This is a genomic window from Thalassospira sp. Z349TD_5, from assembly GCF_056173045.1.
In genome coordinates, this window is the sequence record NZ_CM149654.1 from 2,431,001 (window position 1) to 2,449,672 (window position 18,672).

Here is an 18,672-nt window from a genome sequence, read left to right on the forward strand (position 1 = left end):
TGCCTAACCTCCTAGTTACGGCGCAATCCCATCATCACAATCGAGCTGAGTACAAACAAACCGGCTGCTGAAATCACGATGCTGGGGCCAGCAGGTGTATCGACATGCCATGACAGCGCAATACCGGCCATCACAGACGCCACGCCAAACACCGCCGCGCCAATCGCCATTTGTTCGGGCGTTCTGGCAAAGAACCGTGCACTGGCGGCAGGCACGATCAAAAGGGCTGTGATCAAAAGCACCCCGACAATCTTGATCGCCATGCCGATGACAAGCGCCATCAACAGCATGAAAATCAGGCGCAACCGTTCAACCGGAATGCTTTCCGCCGCGGCAATTTCCGGGCTGACCGTGACCGCCAGCAACGGCCGCCACATCCAGATCAGTACCGCGATGGCAAAGGTTCCGCCCGCTGCCAAAATCCAGATATCGGTGACATTGACCGCCAGAATGTCACCAAACAGATAGGCCATAATATCAACAGCCACACCCTGCACGAAGGCAAGTGCCACCATGCCAAGGGCCAGTGTCGAGTGCGCCAACATACCCAGCACCGTATCACTGCCAATCCGTGATTGACGTTGCCCGATGGCAAGGATCAACGCACTGGCAAGGCACGTGGCAATCATGCCAAGGCGCACATCAACCCCGATCAGCAAACCAAGTGCAACACCCAGCAACGCCGAATGGGCCAGCATATCGCCAAAAAACGCCATCCGTCGCCAAACGATAAACGCGCCAAACGGACCACAGACACAGGCCAGCAAGACGCCACCCGTCACTGCACGAAACAGGAAATCATCCATCATTTTGTGGTTTCTGCCTCTTGCTTCTGATGGCCATGATGATGATGCGAATGCCCGTGATCATGCGAATGGTCATGGCCACAGTCGCCCACCACATGCCCCGACAAATCATGTTCATGATCATGTTCGTGGGTATAGATGCCAATCGCATCGGCCTCGCGCACGCCAAAAAGCGACCTGTATTCAGGATGCTGGCGCACCGTGTCAGGTATGCCCGAACAACAGACATGGCGATTGAAACACACCACCTTGTCGGTTTTGGCCATCACCAGATGCAGATCATGGGAAATCATCAGGACTGCGCAGTTCAGCTCCGCACGGATGTCATCAATCAGCCGGTAAAGTTCCGCCTGCCCGCTAACATCAACGCCCTGTGTCGGCTCATCGAGAACAAGAAGTTCCGGGCGCAACAACAAAGCACGCGCCAGCATGACGCGTTGGGATTCTCCACCTGAAAGGCTACTCATCTGCGCATCGATCACATGCGCGGCACCGACCTGCCCCAACACCGTTTCGCAGGCACTGCGTGCAGCTGCCCGCGTCAGGGTCAAAAACCGCTTTACGGTCATGGGTAAAACCTGATCAATCGCCAACTTTTGCGGCACGTAACCAATACGAAGGCCGTTTTTGCGGATCACATCGCCGCTGTCAGGCTTTTGCAAGCCCAGCAACGTCTTGACCAGCGTTGATTTACCCGCCCCATTGGGACCGATCAACGTCATGATTTCGCCAGCCTGAATGGACAGCGACACCTGATCAAGCACGCGCTCACTGCCAAACGAAAGGGTCAGTCCCCGACCCTCAATGAGTGGCGCAGTCATGGCAAAGCCCTTTGATTTCAACCGTGGTCGCCTGAATGGCAAAGCCGACATTGCCTGCGGCCTTACGCACAGCGTTGCTCATGTCTTCGTTGACTTCCTCGGCCACACGGCCGCAGTCGGTACAAATGAAATACTGCCCCAGATGATCGCAATCTGGCCGGTCACAGCCAAAATAGGCATTTAGCGATTCAATCCGATGCACCAAGCCAAGGTCGGTTAAAAATTCCAGCGCCCGATATACGGTTGGCGGCTGTACGCGCTGTCCTTCGGACGTCAGCGCATCAAGCAACTCATAGGCCGTCACCGCCTTGTGCGATTGCCAGATCAGGGTAAAAACCTTGCGGCGCATGTCGGTAAACCGCGCACTGGCGTCGTCACAGACTTTCTCTGCCTGGGCAATTGCGCTATGTACGCATCTGTCGTGATCATGGCCCTTTTTCGGGAAAAGATCGCTCATACTAGGTTTTCTCGCAGCATTGCCACTGTGGCCCACTTTCGGTCATATTGGCAGCAGCCAAAAAGCCGTGGCATTTGTTGAAATGTTATAATATATCATTTTCTGCCGTGCCACGCCCCAAAAGTCAACCATCATCGACCGGAGCCCTTCATGACCACCGCCAATGAACAGATTGCCGATAAACTGAAATACAATGAAAACGGCCTGATCCCGGCAATCGCGCAACAGCATGATACAGGCGAAGTCCTGATGATGGCATGGATGAACCGCGATGCGGTGCTTGAAACGCTGTCAACCGGTCGGGTGTGCTATTTCTCACGCTCGCGCGGCAAGCTGTGGCGCAAGGGCGAAAGCTCCGGCCAGATACAGACACTGGTTGATTTTCGCTATGACTGCGATCAGGACACGGTACTGGCACAGGTTGATCAGCTTGGCGTGGCCTGCCACACCGGGCGGCGCAACTGTTTCTATTTTGCCGCGCGCGATGGTGCAGAAGTCGTGATTTCCCAGCCGGAAGTCGCTGTCGATGAACTCTATGGCAAGAAGTGATCAAAACCAGTCCCATGGCTATTTCCAAAGAACAAGTCGAACGCGTCGCCACCACGGTTATCACCGGCTTTCTCGGCAGTGGCAAAACCACCCTGCTTAATGCATTTCTGACCCAAGACGGCATGGATAAAACCGCCGTCCTGATCAACGAGTTTGGTGATATCGGGCTGGACCATTTGTTGGTGCGCGAAATCTCCGAAGATGTTGTTTTGCTTAATTCCGGCTGCATTTGCTGTTCAGTGCGCGGCGATCTGATTTCAGGTTTGCGTGATTTATTTGTCAAACGCACGCGCGGTGAAATCCCGCTGTTTGATCGCGTGATCATTGAAACCACCGGCCTTGCCGACCCCGCCCCGATCCTGCACACCCTTATGACCGACCCCTTGCTGACCACCAAGTTCCGCCTTGATAGCGTGGTAACCACGGTTGATGCGGTGAACGGTGCACATCAACTTGATCACCATCCCGAAAGTGTTAAGCAAGCCGCCGTTGCCGACCGTATTCTCTTGACCAAGGCCGACCTTGCCGGCGAAACACATAGCAACACGCTGGCAACACGCCTGCGCGCCCTTAATCCCGCCGCACCAATTTATCCGGTTCACAACGGCGATATTGCCGCCGACAAGCTGTTTAATGCCGGGCTGTATGATCCGACGACCAAAAGCATGGACGTGCAGAAATGGCTGCGCGACGAAGCCTATGATCATCACGGCGAAGAAGTGCATGACCATACGCACGACCACAAACATGACCATGACCACGAGCATCATGGCCATAGCCACGCCAATGACGTAAACCGCCATGATGACCATATTCAGTCGTTCTGCATCACCTTTGATGATCCGATCCACTGGGATGCCTTTGTCACCTGGGCCGAAATCTTTACCCAGATGCGCGGCGAGAGCCTTCTGCGGGTAAAGGGCATTTTAAATCTGGTTGGTGAAGACGCACCCGTCGCCATTCACGCCGTGCAGCATATTTTCCACCCACCCGCATCCCTGCCCGCATGGCCAAGCGATGATCATCGATCAAAGATCGTCTTTATCACCAAGGACCTTGGCCCGCAGATCATCCGGGAATCGCTTTATCATTTGAATGCAGCCGTCGCCGAAACGGCGGAAAATGGCGCGCCTGATTGATTTGCCCAAACGGACATAAATTCCGCGATTGAGCCACATCAAGGATATCAACCGTCCGTTCAGGCATCCTCATTTCTGGCTTGATACAGCCTCACTATAGGCTCAGGACCTATTAATTTGGTTTGAATGGTTGACCGGATTTGTGCGGATACGCGGAGCGAAACCGCAGGAAGATATACATCTTTCAAGGTTTTGCGACAAAGTAGCCCGTGCAAATCCGGTCAATCCAAAGGACAGACGTTATATTTGCAAACTCCTGCGTCAAACCCCTTGGCCGGGATACCAGCCCGCACGGCGGGCTTTTCCTTGGATTTCACAAATATAACGTCTGCCATTCCAATCAAATTAATAGGTCCTGAGCCTAAGTTCAGAACTTCAGGCGGCCGTGCGTTGGTCGCCCTTTTTTTTGTGAACTTTCTTTTTTTGGCACAAGCCCATCCCCTTGCCGTCTTTGCCCGAAAGAACAGCCCGTTTAATCCAATCGTACAGGTTGCGATGATCTAGTTATGGACTAAATCAGGCGCATATCGGGATATTTGTCACCTCAAGGACAAATGACAGCACCCACAAACACAACAATCAAACCAAGGGGGTACACACATGATTTACCGGAACTGGCAGGGTAACAAGATTCCGGCCCTCGGATTTGGGACGTACGAGCTTGATAATGCTGCGGCCGCAAAGATGGTCGCCGAAGCCGCCAAAATTGGCTATCGCCATTTTGATACCGCCCAGATGTATCATAACGAACAAGGTGTTGGTGAGGGTCTTAAGGCCTCAGGCCTTGCGCGCGACGATTATTTCTTAACGACCAAAGTCTGGCCTGACGCCTTCCAAAGCGGCGATTTGCAAACCTCGGTCGTTGAGTCTTTACGCAAACTTGACCTTGATCACGTTGACCTGTTGCTGCTGCACTGGCCAAACGAAGACGTGTCTCTTAGCGAAACCATCCCCGCCTTGAACGAGGTTAAAAACCTTGGCATGACGCGCCTGATCGGGATTTCAAACTTCCCGACCGTGCTGGTGGATAAGGCGATCAACCTGACCAACGTCCCGCTGACGGTCAATCAGGTCGAATATCATCCCTATATCGATCAGACGAAGGTGCTTGAAAACGCGCATTCGCATGACATGCTGATGACGGCCTATTGCCCGATTGCACGCGGTGCTGTGCTCAAGGACGACGTTCTTACCGACATCGGCGACAAACACGGCAAGTCGGCCGTACAGGTCACATTGCGCTGGTTGATGCAACAGGATGGCGTCATGGCAATCCCGAAATCAGGATCGCCCAAAAATGCGGCGGCCAATTTCGACATCTTTGATTTCGAGCTGACCGACGAAGAAATGACAAAAATCGATGAGCTGGCCAAACCCGACGGCCGCCTGATTGATCCAGACTTTGCGCCTAAATGGGATGACGCGTCCTAACCATATATCCCCCAACACATAAAATTACCAAGACCGGCCTGATCTGGGCCGGTCTTTTGCGTTTACATGCGACGTCCGATCAGAAACCGGCGAAGAATACGGCACCATCGACGGCTGCTTGTTTCGCACCTGCGAACATCGTATCCTGATCACCATTCATCAGACAAAAGACAGTTCGCAGATCATGACCAAACCCACCGCACACACCACCAACTCCGACACCCCAAAAAAGGACGATATTTCCCATCGCCTGTATGAGGACGTCTTGGCCCTTCTGCTCGGCACCATGGTGGTCTCGCTTGGCGTCACACTCTATAGCGAAAGCGTTCTGGTCACCGGCAGTACCGCCGGCGCGGCCCTTTTAATCGAACATGCCACCGGGTTTAGCTTCGGGGTGATCTTCTTTGTCATCAACCTGCCGTTTTACTGGCTGGCCTATAAACGCATGGGGAAGGCATTTACGCTTAAAACCTTTGTCGCGGTCGGGTTGGTATCGATCTTTTCCAAACTGACCCCGATGATGGTCGATTTCACCATGCTCAACCCAATCTATGCAGCGGCTGCAGGCGGTGCGCTGATGGGGATTGGCCTTCTGATGCTGTTTCGCCATCGGGCGGGCCTTGGCGGGATCAATATCCTCGCGCTTTATCTGCAGGAACATTTTGGCATTCGGGCCGGTTACGTGCAGCTTGCCATCGACATGATCATCCTGATTATCGCCTTCCTGACGCTGCCGTTTGATAAAGTCCTGCTATCGATCCTTGGGGCGGTTGTGCTGAACCTGATCATCGCAATAAACCACCGTCCGGGGCGGTATTTGGCTGCGCGATAAGATAAATGGTTACGATGGAAACATAACTGAATACCTATACCAACGCTCCATCAATGATTTGTAACTTTCTACAAGGTCGGGATAATTATCGGTAACCACGCGCTCGTTCAATAAACTTGACCTGACTGTCGCAACCCCAGTTATCGTATATTTTGAGCAAGGTTCTTCAAAGGTGTAATTTGGAGATGGGAGATCAAATCTGTCCCCAGCAGAAACAGGTCCTTGAGCTGGACTAACCAAACTAGCAACAGTCTTATCGTTACAGCGGTACTCATACTCCATGCGCATCAACCTGAGGGGATAACTGCCAGTGTTTGATACATAAAACAAACCATCACTTACGACCATCTTTCCTTCATTCTGAGTAAATTTGGCATCTCCCTTTAACTTGAAATACGGAGTAACCATTTCCAATATCTCAATTTTGTGTCTTATAGCTGAAATCTCCCGAGCCTGAGAAACACTTTTCGTATCCTGAAGTATTTTCTCAATTTCTGGCCCGATTTTTTTCAAAGTACTTGCAACCTCGACCTCCAAAGCTTCCATTTCAACAAAGTTTTTATTGCCAGAAGAAATTAAACTCCAAACTTCCGCACAAATGGCCACCACCCCCAAAATCGCACCAATAAAAGACAAACACATCGCCAAACGTAAACGTTTACGCACCTCCCCCTCCTCAAAAAAGTTTTCCAAATTTATCTTCACTACTTAAGGATGACTGAATGTACGCTTATGGCGCAATCTAGTCTTTAGTAGCTTCTCTTTCGACACCCGATTTTGGCGCAGGAACAATAACTAAAAAGCGAAAAATGGCGATCCCTGCAGGACTTGAACCTGCAACCTACAGATTAGAAGTCTGTTGCTCTATCCAGTTGAGCTAAGGGACCGCGGTGTGGGGTGGTTGTTGCCCCGGATGGTATTTGAGGGCACGGCATTGGGCGCCTGCCCGTCATTCGTTTCAGGGTTTAACGTCCCCTGTCAGACGAAACGGGGCGGAAATCCGCCCCGGTGAATGGTCTTTGACGTTCCGTTACCCAGAAGTCCGCCCGTAATCAGACGACGCGTTTAAACGCGAAGTTATCGGCATAGGCTTTGATCTGGATTTTACGGCGCTTGGGCTGTTCGACATCAGCGATCAGCTTGTGCTTGGCGGCGAAGGCCTGCGCTTCTTCAAGCGTTTCGAAATACATTCTGACCTGTCCGCGGGTATCGGTGGAACCGATCCATCCCATCAGTTGATCCGCGACTTTTTTCGCACCCGGTTCAAATTCCATAACCCAGTGCTTGGTCGCAGCCTGACCGGACTGCATGGCGTTCTTGGCAGGTTTGTAAACACGGACCTTCATCGGGACCCTCGTCTTGACCGTCAGGATAAGATGGAGATGGCAGTTAAACGGGGCTCTGTACCCCCTGCTATCACCCCATCTTTTACACCTTTTGCTGCCAATTGGAAATCCCATTGGAACTTCATAAAACAACAAAAGGGGAAAAGTGGTCGGGAAGGCGAGATTCGAACTCGCGACCCCCTGCTCCCAAAGCAGGTACGCTACCAGGCTGCGCTACTCCCCGAACGAGGGAGGGTTTAGCACCACACTTTGATGTGGGCAAGCCCGTATTATCGTTTTTATCGTAAAAACGTACAAAAAACCAAAGCCCGCAGATATCCTCTGCGGGCTTGCTATTGCTGATTGATATATTTCGTCCGAAATCCGGTCTTTAGCGCGGCAGGCCCTCGACCTTTTCGCCCACTTCAAATCCCATCCGGTCGGATGCCCCACCATTAAGCTCCAGCACAAAGCGCACCGGCTTTGGACCCAGAATGATGGCTTCCGACTGTGGCACGGTGCGTTTTTCAATACCGACAATCGTGCCCTTGGCATCAATGAACAGCATATCGAGCGAGATGAAAGTGTTTTTCATCCACATCGAAATATCCGCCGCCCGGCCAAAATCAAACAACATGCCCGCGTCATTGGCCATTTCGGTACGATACATCAATCCACGCGATCGCTCATCAGGTGTGATGGCCATTTCCACATTGAAAACTTCGCCATCCACCAAAATGCGGGATCGTTCAAACCCGGTTGCCTTTGCATTCAGTCCCGCAACAACTGCGGCACTGATAAAGCACACAACCAAGGCCATCTGAAAAAGCGACTTCATACCCCATACCCTCTTAGTCTTCTAACACGCTCACGGGTGTCCTCCCGGATCGTGCCACCCCGCCACGGATCGCAAAGTGTCGTAAACATCGTTTCGTCGGGCTGTCTTCCACGGCTATGCGTCCATTTTATGACACGCAGGATATTTTCCACTGTGATGGGTAGCACAGCAGGTATTTCGATCCCGTTAATGGTTGCCCACACCCCGGACCAACAGCGCGCCACCCCATACGGACTATATCCTCCGCCGCCAAGGACAAGGCTCCGTGGCGCCAATTTGGTCATCGTGCCAACGACTTCCCAGATCGACTGATTGCCCAACAGCTGCTTTGACAATGGATCTTCTGCTAATGTATCACACCCACATTGTAAAACAATGGCTTGTGGTACAAAACTTAATGCAAGAGGAATCAAATATTCATGTAGGACATAGCGCATCTCATCATCGTTCATCCCCGCAGGCATCGGAAGGTTACGCGCCATGCCCCCGGCGATGTCATCAATCGCCCCGGTCTTCGGCCACAGGTCTTCCTGATGCATGGAAACCGTGAGAACCCGGTCGTCTTCGGCAAAGGCAATCTGCACCCCGTCGCCATGATGGGCATCAATATCGACATACAACACACGATCCAGCCCCGAATCGAGCAAAGCATAAATCCCCAGAACCGGATCATTGAAGTAACAAAACCCCGATGCCCGGTCGCGTAATCCATGATGCGTCCCCCCGGCAAGATGATGGACAATGCCCCCTTTCGCGATCATTTGGGCGGCAAGGATCGATGATCCGGCCGCAGTCGCCGGACGCCGGAAAATTTCCGGGTAGATCGGGTTGCCGTTTTTGCCCAATCCGAATTTAACCATCATGTCTTCGGGGAGAATCTGATCACGTTCGGCCTGCATCACCGCACGCACATAATCAGGATCATGAAACCGAGTGAGTTGCGCAGGTGTCGCCACCGGCCCGGTGACATAGCTGTTGTCATCGACCCAGCCCAGCGCATGCACCATGTCAACAACCAACGATACACGCGGGATCGCCAATGGATGTTTTGGCCCATAGCTCGACCCTCGATAAATCTCAGCCGCGATCATGCGCGGCGATGTATCCGGTGTACGGTAATCAGGTAAGTTTTCAGGAAGCGTCACGGTGGGTTCAGTCAGCCAGGCAGTGTCAGAAGCCCCTAGCATTGCCTGCACATATCGCTCTGCACAAGGACTGTTTATCAAACGTCCGCTATTTGACATCCCGATGCATGGTGGTTGCAGCCCTGAAACCAAACAGATACCGCAACGGCCCGATATCCTGTGTCCCGGTTGCGCGAAAACCGCATCGTTCATAAAGCGCACGTGCACGCGGATTGATATCAATCACATCAAGACGAACCTGTGATAGCCCGCGTTCCCGCGCCGTGTCGGCCACCGCGGCCAAAAGTGCCGTTCCAACCCCCTGCCCACGCGCAATCGGATCGACAAAAATACCATCCATCAAAAGCGTATCTGCCGCCAGATCGCGTTCAAGCAGATCAAGCAACAGCCCGCGCCACAATCCACCCCACGCACCATACACAGAACAAATATCGGACAATCCACCCCCGACGAAGGCGCCTGCCGTGGTTTTAAACCCGGCAACACCCAATAAATGGCCATCCTGACCAATCGCACTGATGGCATGGCTCGACGCCATCACTTGTTTTAAAAACGCCAATGCCTTGTCTTCGGGGTTCATCACACGGGCTAGCTTTTGACGGAACGCTTCCCAGAATAGGGCACAGGCCGCCTCGCGATGTTTATCGGCAATGCCGGGCTGAAGGGTAAATCCCTGATGCTGCATTTTTGTGTTCCAAGCGCCTTTCCAACCACACCCAAACAAAAATAGACAACCCGTCTGAAATAACAATCACAGGCTGTGACCCCGGTCACCTTTTCAAATCATCAGACCAATGCATCGACACCCCAAACACGGGGGAAAACCGAAGTTTCACGCCGTGACATGCTTGGAGCCATTGCGATCAATTGTTACAAAACTTGACGCGGGTAAAATGTCTGCGCATAGTCCCGTCATCTCCGGGGGGGCCGATCGTAAATCGGCTGAGAGGTTTGGTGTTGCCAAACGACCCTTTGAACCTGAACCGGTTAAGACCGGCGTAGGAAGGATCGTATGACCGACACGACACCCAAGCCCACTGCGGCACCCAATCCAACCCAGTTCGATATTGACCTGCGTTCTGCCCGCGTGGCATTTGGCGGCGTTGATATTTTCCATGACCTTGATCTTGGTTTGCCTGCAGGCAGTTTCACCTGCTTGCTCGGGCCAAGTGGTGTGGGCAAAAGCACGCTTTTGCGCTTTCTCGCCGATCTGGTCGAAGGCGATGTTAGCGGTAACATCACCTGTTCGGACGGCGTTCCGCTTAAGGGTCGCATTGCCTATATGGCGCAGCAGGACTTGCTGTTGCCATGGCGGACGGTGCGCGAAAATGTCGAACTTGGCGCATCCCTTCGCGGGCAACGCCCCGACCATGACAAGGCCGACCGCCTGATTGCCGAGGTCGGGCTCAGCAATGCCGCTCATCTGCGCCCCGCCGAATTATCGGGCGGGATGAAACAGCGCGCCGCCCTTGCCCGCACCCTGATGGAAGACCGTCCGGTTGTTCTAATGGACGAGCCGTTTTCCGCCCTTGATCCGGTTAACCGGTTACGATTGCAAGAGCTCGCCGCACGGGTATTGCGCGGTAAAACCGTCCTTCTAGTCACCCATGATCCGTTAGAAGCGCTTCGCCTTGGCGACTTTGTCCATGTTCTGCGCGGCAGCCCAGCCCGCCTGCAAGATGCCATCACCCCGGCAGGCCATAGCCCGCGCGACATCACCGATGCCGATATCTTGCGCCAGCAGGCCCAATTGCTGCGCCAACTGGGCGCCAATGAAACCGCTGCAGCAGTGTCGGAGAATGCCCAATGAGCACCCCGGCAAAGCGCACCCCACTGTCTGAACGGCGGCTTTTGAAAATCGCCCGCCCGATCATCATTATTGTTGCGCTGATTGCGACATGGCAACTGACCGTGACCCTGACCGGGGCACCGAAATATATGCTGCCGACCCCGGTTGATGTCTGGAACACCCTGATCACGCGCTATGCGGTGTTGTTTGATCACGCGCGATATACCATTGCCGAAACCGTGATTGGCCTGTTTGCCGGGGCGACCCTTGGCGCGCTGGCGGCCATTCCGATGGCGCTGTTTACACCCGTCCGGTTCTGGTTGATGCCGATTTTGCTGGTGTCCCAAGCCATTCCGTTCTTTGCCTTGGCCCCGCTTTTGGTTCTTTGGCTGGGATTTGGTTTGGCCTCCAAAATCGCCATGGCAGCGCTTATTATTTTCTTCCCGGTCACCGTCGCGTTTTTTGATGGCTTGGCCCGCACCGAACCCGGCTGGCTTGATCTGGCGCGCACCATGGGGGCCAGCCGATGGCGTCTTTTGACCCATATTCGTTTGCCTGCCGCCCTGCCCGCATTTGCATCGGGTTTCCGGGTTGCCACCGCCGTAGCCCCAATTGGGGCGGTGATTGGCGAATGGGTGGGATCAAGTCACGGGCTGGGATATTTGATGCTACACGCCAATGCGCGGGTTCAGATTGATATGGTTTTCGCCTGTCTTTTGATCCTGTGCGCCTTTTCGATCACGCAATATTTCATTGTGGATCGCGTGTTGCGTGCCGCCCTGCCCTGGCAACCCGACAGCCTGACGCCGGTTCGATAAACCCCATCCGTCGCGACTGAAAATGGCCGCGACAGCAAAACTCATACAAATACGTAATGGCCCATCACAACAGAGGTTCATCCATGTCACGCCTGAAATCCATGATCAAAGCAGCCACCATTGCCGCAACATTAAGTGCCGCCGTTCTGGGCACATCCAGCCCGGCCTTTGCGGCGGACAAACTGACCATCCTTCTGGACTGGTTCGTCAACCCCGACCATGCGCCACTGATTGTCGCCAAGGAAAAGGGCTTCTTTGCCAAGCATGATCTTGATGTTGAATTGATCGAACCATCTGATCCATCCGCTCCGCCGCGCCTTGTTGCTGCTGGTCAGGGCGATGTTGCAGTGAATTATCAGCCACAGCTTCATGTGCAGGCCGCCCAAGGATTGCCGCTAACCCGGATCGGGACGCTGGTCGCGACCCCGCTTAACAGCCTGATTGTTCTGAAAGACGGCCCGATCAAGGAAATCGCCGATCTAAAGGGCAAGAAAATCGGCTATTCACTGGCCGGGTTTGAGGATGCGTTGCTCGGCACCATGTTGGGCAATCACGGGGTTTCGATTGATGATGTTGAGTTGATCAATGTGAACTTCTCGCTGTCGCCGTCGCTTTATTCCGGGCAGGTCGATGCGATCATTGGCGGCTATCGCAATTTCGAACTGAACCAGATGGAAATTGAAGGCAAGCCGGGCAAGGCATTCTTTGTCGAGGAAGAAGGTGTGCCGCCCTATGACGAGCTGATCCTGACCGTGCGCAATGATAAAACCGATGATCCGCGCTTTGCCCGGATGTTGGCGGCCCTGGAAGAAGGCGTTCAGTACCTGATCAACCATCCCGATGACAGTTGGGATGCCTTTGTTGCCGCCTATCCCAACCTTGATGATGAGCTGAATATCAAGGCATGGGCCGATACCCTGCCGCGCTTTGCGCTGCGCCCGGCCGCCCTTGATAAAGCGCGCTATGCCCGCTTTGCCGATTACATGGTCAAACAGGGCCTGATTACCGATGCCCCGGCCCTTGAAACCTATGCCACTGTTATTGAGTGATGATCGCCTAACCAAACAGTCCCCCCTGCTTTCGCATTGTTTGTCCCGGTGAATGCGAAGGCACCCCGAAAGGTCGGAACATTTCCCCGTTCCGGCCTTTCTTTATGTGTGCATCATCGACGCCAAGCGTTGAAACCTTGCATCGCATCAGCAGACGGTTACCTTATGGTCACCCCATAAAGTGCGACATCTACCGCAAGCCGGATCAACTCACAGTCAGGACAACCAAGTGCAAAGCAAAACCAAGCCAGCACACCACACCGAAACCGGATTTGAAAACCGGCACCCGCTGCCCGATCCGGTCAAACGGTCGTTCTGGCGGTTTTTGAAACGGCGCTATTTTGGTGGTGACGAATGGCCCAAAGCCAAACATCAGCACGGCAAAACCCCGGTCGAGCCCCCTAATCATGACGCCGTCCAAAATCCTGATCCGACGCGTTTGCAGGTCACATGGATCGGCCATGCCACGGTTCTGGTGCAATATGGCGGGTTGAATATCCTGACCGATCCGGTTTTTTCGGACCGCGCATCGCCGTTCAAGCGAGTCGGACCGAAACGTTATAGCCAGCCGGGCCTGACCATCGATCAGTTGCCAAAGCTTGATCTGGTGTTGCTGTCGCACAATCACTACGACCATTTCGATCTTGATAGTTTGGCCAAACTTGGCAACACACCGCGCTATGTCTTGCCGCTTAAAAACGGCATCTTGCTGGAAAAGGCTGGAGTTACGTCTGATCGCTATGATGAACTTGATTGGGATGATCAGCTTTCCCATCCCGGTGTGACCATCACCCATGTTCCGTCCAACCATTGGTCGAGCCGCACGACCAAGGACCGCAAGGAAATGCTGTGGGGTGGTTACATTCTTGAATTTGCCGATGGGTACCGGTTTTATTTCGTCGGTGATACCGGCTGGAACGAGGCGCTTTTTACCGAGTTGGGTGCACAATATGGCGGTATTGATTTTGGCCTGATCCCAATCGGGGCCTATGACCCGCGTGATTTCATGCGCAATGCGCACTGCAACCCCGAAGAAGCCGTTTCGATCATGCAAGTGATGGGCGTTAAGCAGGCGTTGGCCATTCATTGGGGCACGTTTGTTTTAACCGCCGAACCGGTTGACGAACCGCCCATGCGACTGGCATCTGCCTGCACGGATGCGGGCATTGGGCATGGTGACTTTATTGCCCCGCCGATTGGTGCCACCCGGTTCTTTGACGGTAAATCCGCCGCCCCACAGACAACATCGCAAAAGGTCGAGCCCACAGCGTCCCCGGCATAGCAGCCCCCATCAGATCGGTTTAGTGGTTATTCCGTCCCCGTGCTAAGCATCAGTGATGCGTCACAAAACCGTAACACTGGTTGCTTTGCCATGAGCTTGACCGTCTTTCTTGCCGTTATGGGTGCTGCCCTGATGCATGCCGTCTGGAATGCATTGGTCAAGGGTGGCCCGGACAAACTGATGAACATGACCGCGATTGTGCTGGGTCATATTCCAATTGTTCTGATCCTGTTTCCCTTTGTGGACGTTCCCGCACGCGAAAGCTGGCCCTATCTTATTGGCTCGATCGGACTTCATATCGGCTATCAGCTGTTTTTGATCCTGGCCTATCGCCTTGGCGATCTTAGTCAGGTGTATCCGATTGCACGCGGATCCTCACCCCTGATCGTGGCTGCCGTATCGGTTCTTGTGCTCGGTGTGACGCTTCAGGTCAGTGAATGGCTGGCGATTGTTGTCATCGGCTTGGGGATTTTAAGCATGTGCATCGTGCGTCAGGCCGATGGCATGCGCAACCGCAACGCCGCCCTTGCCGCCATTGTAACGGGCTGCTTTATCAGCAGTTATTCGCTGGTCGATGGCACCGGGGCAAGGCTGGCCGGAAGTGCACTTGACTATTATGCTTATCAGACCGTCGGTGACGTTTTGATCTTTGGCCTAATCGCCACGGTTATGCGGCCGCGCATCCTTGTTGATATCGCCAAACGCGGCAAAAGGATCTTCTTTGTTGGCGGCACGGCATCCTTTGTCGCCTACGCCACGGTGATGTGGGCCTTTACGCAAGCACCAATCCCGCTGGTGGTCGCCTTACGCGAAACCGGGATTGTCTTTGCCCTTTTTATCGGCGTGTTTTTCATGGGCGAGAAACTCAATCTTGTGAAAGTTTCCTCCACCATGATGACGCTGGGCGGAGCGATTATCCTGCGTCTGTCCAAAAGTCTTTAATCAGTTTTATCAGCCAAGTGCGGTGTGGATACGGGTTGCCACCAAGTTACCAGTTTCCATCGCACCGGCAACTTGCCCATACCAACGCGTTGATGCCGCCTCACCCGCGTAATAGATCCGCCCATGTTCGAAATTCTGCAGGTCTTGGCGACTTTGCCATGCCCTTGGGGCTGTGGTCGAATAGGCCCCACCGATAAGAGCATCATCGCACCAGTCAAGGACATAGGCTGTGACCGCGCCAGGTGGATTATAGTGATCATCGTCGCCATTGTTCAGCCGATTAACCGCACCAAGCAAAACGTTTGCGGCAAGTTGATGATTGGCTGACATCACGCGCGCAGTATCGCCAAATGCGTGCATATAGACCTGTGTGCCCGTCCCATTCTGGGTGATGATAAAATTGCTATACCCAGTTTCAAACGTAACCGTGACTTTCTTGCCCGGTGCCGGATGCGCAACATTGGCCAAGCCGGTCATTGCCATTTTAAGGTAACAGCCAAGCGGATTGGCGCGGAATGGGGCTACGTTCTGAAGAGATAAATCGGCAATAACAAGGTCGTTTTGCCCTGCCTGTTCTGCGCCGGACTTCACCCTGTCAGTTGGAACCGTGACAAGCACCGCGTCATAAAGTTCCGGGTCTTTGTTCAGGGCGGCGACCTTTACCTTGTTGTCGTCGGTGTTTTCGATCCTATTGACCTTAACGTTTAAGACAACATTCTGCGCAATCCCTGCGGCCGTCGCCCATTTTACAACCCGGTATCCAAGTGTCTGATCAATCGCATAATCGCCGCCTTCGGCATTGGCATTTTGCTGCACTGATCGGATGTGGTTGTGAATAGATCCCCATGGCGGGTTAACCTCAACCGCATCGGAAATGACCTGCCAATTAGCAAATTGTTGCTGACGGAACGTTACGTCATCAGGCGTAACTTGCCCCAATCGCATGTCCACATTCCCAAAATAATCGTCGTTTTGCGTACCGTTGAAATTATTACTGACGGCATCAATATTGTTTTCAACTGTTGTGGTTTGTGCTGTTGGTTCTACTGCATCATCAGGCAATGGCGTAACCGCATCATTTTCGTCAAATGGCAGAATAAAAGTTCCGGCATTGAAGTCCGCATCAACCGGCTGTTGGCCTATATCAGGATCGACGTGGGCAAAGAGCCACGCGGCAGCATCGGTTGTTGCCTCAATCGCCTCTGCACCCCAATCAAAGGCATTACCGCCAACCATTGTGCTATATGTCCGCCCTCCAAGGATCGGGGCTGCTTCATAGATTGTCACATCATGCCCTGTTTCCTTTAATTGGATACCTGCACTTAATCCGGCAACACCAGCCCCGATGATCAAAACTTTTGCCATTAACCTGCCCTCGTAAGCGACTTTAGGGTGACTTTCGTCTGCGACTGCTTAAGCGTTCCAAGCTCCACCATGATTGCCTTGCGATAGTCCCCAGCAGCACTCTTGGATGGAGATAGAGACTGGAGCTTGATAAGTGCATCCACCGTATTCAGGCTTGTCAGGGTTTTCTTCAACAGAACAGAGAATGCCGTACTGACCTCTGTTGAGACTTTTTTCGATGTATTGAGCTGTCCTGTCTTGGCACTCATTTTCGCTTCACTGATATGAAGCTGTCCCAGTCCCGGCGAAATCGCAGCGATGGATTTTTCAATGCTACCCGCCATAGGTGACGTCATGCTCTTTGCCACAAGGACCGCATTCAGTTCCTTTTCCAAGACCATAGCGGTCGTCACCACATCATCGCCTGGCTTTACGTCACTTAAGTCCCGACGCGCCAGAATGGTCTTGCTGACATCGTCAACATTTTGCAATGCAGCCTGAATACTGTTTTGAAGATCGGGATCAAGTGCCATTGCCTGCCTCATTCATGCTTCATCGGGCAGGACCACGGAGCGACCTGCACCTGAATGACGAAAGCAGCAACCGTCTGTGAAAAGACCGGCAACACCAAAAGGCGATGCCGGTCTTAGCCGAAGTATCTTGGGCGGACATAATTGATCAGGTTGCAGGTTGTCTTATTCCAAAGCTCAATTCTCAAACCCGCGAACGTGGCCGCCGGACCGATCCGTCTTCAAACCGTGAAAGTTCCATCCCGGCCAGTGTGATCGATGGTTGCCCGGTGGTGATCCAGTCGGCCAGTACTTTGCCCACCACCGGCCCCATGGCAAATCCATGCCCGGAAAAGCCGGTTGCGACAAAGAAATGCTTAGGATTGTCGAACTGATCAATCACCGGCACGGCGTCCGGGGTAACATCAATATCACCGGCCCATGTGTCAACGATGCCGACCTGTTTGATCTGCGGGAAAACCTTTTGCAGGTTGGCCATCGCGTTGCTGACCCGCACTTTATATGGTTCAGCCTGATTGGTGCGCCGTCCGATGGTTGGTTGTTTCGAGGCGTCCGATCCCGGCATGCGATCGACCAGATCGTCAAAGAACCGCTTATTGAGGTGGAACTTGAAGGTTGCCCAGTTATCAAACAGCCCCGGCGCAAAATCGCGCGCGAATTTAAACCGGCCCAAAGTCAGATCAATATCGGTCATAAACTCATCGGCGATGTTCATTGACCCGTCTATGCGCTGGCGAAAGGCAAGGCCAGCCGCCAAGGTTCCGGCGGCAGAAATACCCGGGACCGGTGTGGTGCGGATAACCGTGCCGCGCGTGGTTTGCTGGGGCAAACGGCGACCTAGTTTGGCGACGAATTTATGCGATGCGGCCCCGGCGGCACAAATGACGTATTTGCATTTGATCTCGCCGCGCTCGGACACGACAGAGCTTACTGCATCGCCCTCCGTTTCAATTGAAAGCGCACCACATCCTTGCGCAATCACCGCCCCCAGCTCAGATGCCCGTTTAGCAATCGCCGGGGCGGCCTTTTTCGGTTCGGCCTGCCCGTCGGATGGGGTGTAAATCCCGCCGACCCCCGGTGTTGTGATGCCCGGTGTCAGTTTCTCAACCCCTTTGGCATCAAGAACCTGGGTTTCGATGCCAAACCCCTTGGTATCTTCTATCCATTGTTCGTAATCAGCCATTTCAGAACCATCCCGCGCGACAAAAAGAACCCCGCCTTGCCGCCATTCCAGATCGGCGTCGAGTTCCTTTTCCAGCCCCTGCCAGATGCGGTTACATTCCATCATCAACGGCAATTCGACGGGATCGCGCCCCTGTTGACGGACAAAACCCCATGCCCGCCCGGACTGGTGTGATGCAATCGTGTCCTTTTCCAAAAGAACAACCTTCATCCCGGCCTTGGTCAGGTAATACGCGCACGATGCGCCGTGAATACCGCCACCAATGACAACGACGTCGCATTCTTTGGGCAGGTTAATTTCAGGGTAATGGGTCATGTGGGCCCTTAATCAGGTTTCATGTGGTTTTCGGTTTGGTGTGTGGCGCGAACCAAGTTATGTTGCGCGCCAACAAA

At 53.5% G+C, this 18,672-nt stretch carries 20 protein-coding genes, 2 tRNA genes and 1 riboswitch; of the genes, 9 read left to right on the forward strand and 13 right to left on the reverse strand.

Going from position 1 to position 18,672, the window contains the following annotated elements; all coding sequences use genetic code 11:
* Positions 1-11: 11 nt before the first annotated feature.
* From AC0VXT_RS11110 to AC0VXT_RS11120, 3 genes are read right to left on the reverse strand one after another with little or no spacing between them, the layout of a single operon-like run.
* Positions 12-809, reverse strand: a complete 798-nt coding sequence (locus tag AC0VXT_RS11110) for a metal ABC transporter permease (protein ID WP_475545491.1) — start codon at positions 807-809, stop codon at positions 12-14.
* Positions 806-1,627 (reverse strand): zinc ABC transporter ATP-binding protein ZnuC, encoded by an 822-nt coding sequence (znuC, locus tag AC0VXT_RS11115; protein WP_475545492.1) that lies wholly within the window; start codon positions 1,625-1,627, stop codon positions 806-808. Before znuC ends, AC0VXT_RS11110 begins: the two co-directional genes overlap by 4 nt.
* Positions 1,608-2,084 (reverse strand): Fur family transcriptional regulator, encoded by a 477-nt coding sequence (locus AC0VXT_RS11120; protein ID WP_475545493.1) that lies wholly within the window; start codon positions 2,082-2,084, stop codon positions 1,608-1,610. The genes znuC and AC0VXT_RS11120 overlap by 20 nt, the downstream gene beginning before the upstream one ends.
* Before the next feature lie 150 nt (positions 2,085-2,234).
* Between AC0VXT_RS11120 and hisI the strand changes: the two genes are divergently transcribed.
* The 4 genes from hisI to AC0VXT_RS11140 all read left to right on the forward strand — a co-directional run bounded on the left by hisI (position 2,235) and on the right by AC0VXT_RS11140 (position 6,035).
* Positions 2,235-2,633 (forward strand): phosphoribosyl-AMP cyclohydrolase, encoded by a 399-nt coding sequence (gene hisI, locus AC0VXT_RS11125; RefSeq protein WP_022730553.1) that lies wholly within the window; start codon positions 2,235-2,237, stop codon positions 2,631-2,633.
* Between the two features lie 14 nt (positions 2,634-2,647).
* Complete coding sequence (locus tag AC0VXT_RS11130) at positions 2,648-3,772, forward strand: CobW family GTP-binding protein (RefSeq protein ID WP_475545494.1); 1,125 nt, start codon at positions 2,648-2,650, stop codon at positions 3,770-3,772.
* A gap of 600 nt (positions 3,773-4,372) precedes the next feature.
* On the forward strand, positions 4,373-5,203 hold the full coding sequence (locus tag AC0VXT_RS11135; protein WP_475545495.1) for an aldo/keto reductase: 831 nt from the start codon (positions 4,373-4,375) through the stop codon (positions 5,201-5,203).
* A gap of 118 nt (positions 5,204-5,321) precedes the next feature.
* A complete protein-coding gene (locus tag AC0VXT_RS11140; RefSeq protein WP_475545496.1) occupies positions 5,322-6,035 on the forward strand; it encodes a YitT family protein in 714 nt (237 codons plus the stop codon).
* Positions 6,036-6,044: 9 nt separating this feature from the next.
* Here AC0VXT_RS11140 and AC0VXT_RS11145 read toward each other — a convergent pair whose 3' ends face one another.
* The 7 genes from AC0VXT_RS11145 to AC0VXT_RS11175 form a co-directional block, all read right to left on the reverse strand.
* Positions 6,045-6,701 carry a hypothetical protein gene (locus AC0VXT_RS11145; protein ID WP_417825065.1) on the reverse strand — a complete coding sequence of 219 codons (657 nt, stop codon included), beginning with the start codon at positions 6,699-6,701 and terminating at the stop codon, positions 6,045-6,047.
* 144 nt (positions 6,702-6,845) lie between these two features.
* Positions 6,846-6,922, reverse strand: a tRNA-Arg gene (locus tag AC0VXT_RS11150).
* A 165-nt stretch (positions 6,923-7,087) separates the two neighbouring features.
* Positions 7,088-7,381 (reverse strand): ETC complex I subunit, encoded by a 294-nt coding sequence (locus AC0VXT_RS11155; protein WP_022730547.1) that lies wholly within the window; start codon positions 7,379-7,381, stop codon positions 7,088-7,090.
* A gap of 146 nt (positions 7,382-7,527) precedes the next feature.
* Positions 7,528-7,604: transfer RNA gene (locus AC0VXT_RS11160), tRNA-Pro, on the reverse strand.
* 147 nt (positions 7,605-7,751) lie between these two features.
* Positions 7,752-8,198, reverse strand: a complete 447-nt coding sequence (locus AC0VXT_RS11165; protein ID WP_475545497.1) for a DUF192 domain-containing protein — start codon at positions 8,196-8,198, stop codon at positions 7,752-7,754.
* Positions 8,195-9,385, reverse strand: coding sequence for an acetoin utilization protein AcuC (locus AC0VXT_RS11170; protein WP_475548578.1), 1,191 nt, complete (start codon positions 9,383-9,385; stop codon positions 8,195-8,197). Before AC0VXT_RS11170 ends, AC0VXT_RS11165 begins: the two co-directional genes overlap by 4 nt.
* A 46-nt stretch (positions 9,386-9,431) precedes the next feature.
* Positions 9,432-10,028: a GNAT family N-acetyltransferase gene (locus tag AC0VXT_RS11175; RefSeq protein ID WP_475545498.1), complete on the reverse strand. Its 597-nt coding sequence runs from the start codon at positions 10,026-10,028 to the stop codon at positions 9,432-9,434.
* Between the two features lie 225 nt (positions 10,029-10,253).
* A riboswitch (TPP riboswitch) is annotated at positions 10,254-10,365 on the forward strand.
* Between AC0VXT_RS11175 and AC0VXT_RS11180 the strand changes: the two genes are divergently transcribed.
* The 5 genes from AC0VXT_RS11180 to AC0VXT_RS11200 all read left to right on the forward strand — a co-directional run bounded on the left by AC0VXT_RS11180 (position 10,356) and on the right by AC0VXT_RS11200 (position 15,223).
* Complete coding sequence (locus AC0VXT_RS11180) at positions 10,356-11,153, forward strand: ABC transporter ATP-binding protein (RefSeq protein ID WP_475545499.1); 798 nt, start codon at positions 10,356-10,358, stop codon at positions 11,151-11,153. Its footprint overlaps the riboswitch before it by 10 nt.
* Positions 11,150-11,950, forward strand: a complete 801-nt coding sequence (locus tag AC0VXT_RS11185; protein ID WP_475545500.1) for an ABC transporter permease — start codon at positions 11,150-11,152, stop codon at positions 11,948-11,950. Before AC0VXT_RS11180 ends, AC0VXT_RS11185 begins: the two co-directional genes overlap by 4 nt.
* Before the next feature lie 83 nt (positions 11,951-12,033).
* Complete coding sequence (locus AC0VXT_RS11190; RefSeq protein WP_475545501.1) at positions 12,034-12,999, forward strand: ABC transporter substrate-binding protein; 966 nt, start codon at positions 12,034-12,036, stop codon at positions 12,997-12,999.
* Between the two features lie 229 nt (positions 13,000-13,228).
* Complete coding sequence (locus tag AC0VXT_RS11195) at positions 13,229-14,281, forward strand: MBL fold metallo-hydrolase (protein ID WP_475545502.1); 1,053 nt, start codon at positions 13,229-13,231, stop codon at positions 14,279-14,281.
* A gap of 90 nt (positions 14,282-14,371) precedes the next feature.
* Positions 14,372-15,223, forward strand: coding sequence for an EamA family transporter (locus AC0VXT_RS11200; RefSeq protein ID WP_475545503.1), 852 nt, complete (start codon positions 14,372-14,374; stop codon positions 15,221-15,223).
* Positions 15,224-15,232: 9 nt separating this feature from the next.
* Here AC0VXT_RS11200 and AC0VXT_RS11205 read toward each other — a convergent pair whose 3' ends face one another.
* The 3 genes from AC0VXT_RS11205 to AC0VXT_RS11215 all read right to left on the reverse strand — a co-directional run bounded on the left by AC0VXT_RS11205 (position 15,233) and on the right by AC0VXT_RS11215 (position 18,595).
* Positions 15,233-16,588: an FAD-dependent oxidoreductase gene (locus tag AC0VXT_RS11205; protein ID WP_475545504.1), complete on the reverse strand. Its 1,356-nt coding sequence runs from the start codon at positions 16,586-16,588 to the stop codon at positions 15,233-15,235.
* Positions 16,588-17,100 (reverse strand): hypothetical protein, encoded by a 513-nt coding sequence (locus tag AC0VXT_RS11210; RefSeq protein WP_475545505.1) that lies wholly within the window; start codon positions 17,098-17,100, stop codon positions 16,588-16,590. The genes AC0VXT_RS11205 and AC0VXT_RS11210 overlap by 1 nt, the downstream gene beginning before the upstream one ends.
* A 181-nt stretch (positions 17,101-17,281) precedes the next feature.
* Positions 17,282-18,595: an NAD(P)/FAD-dependent oxidoreductase gene (locus tag AC0VXT_RS11215; protein ID WP_475545506.1), complete on the reverse strand. Its 1,314-nt coding sequence runs from the start codon at positions 18,593-18,595 to the stop codon at positions 17,282-17,284.
* Positions 18,596-18,672 lie beyond the last annotated feature (77 nt).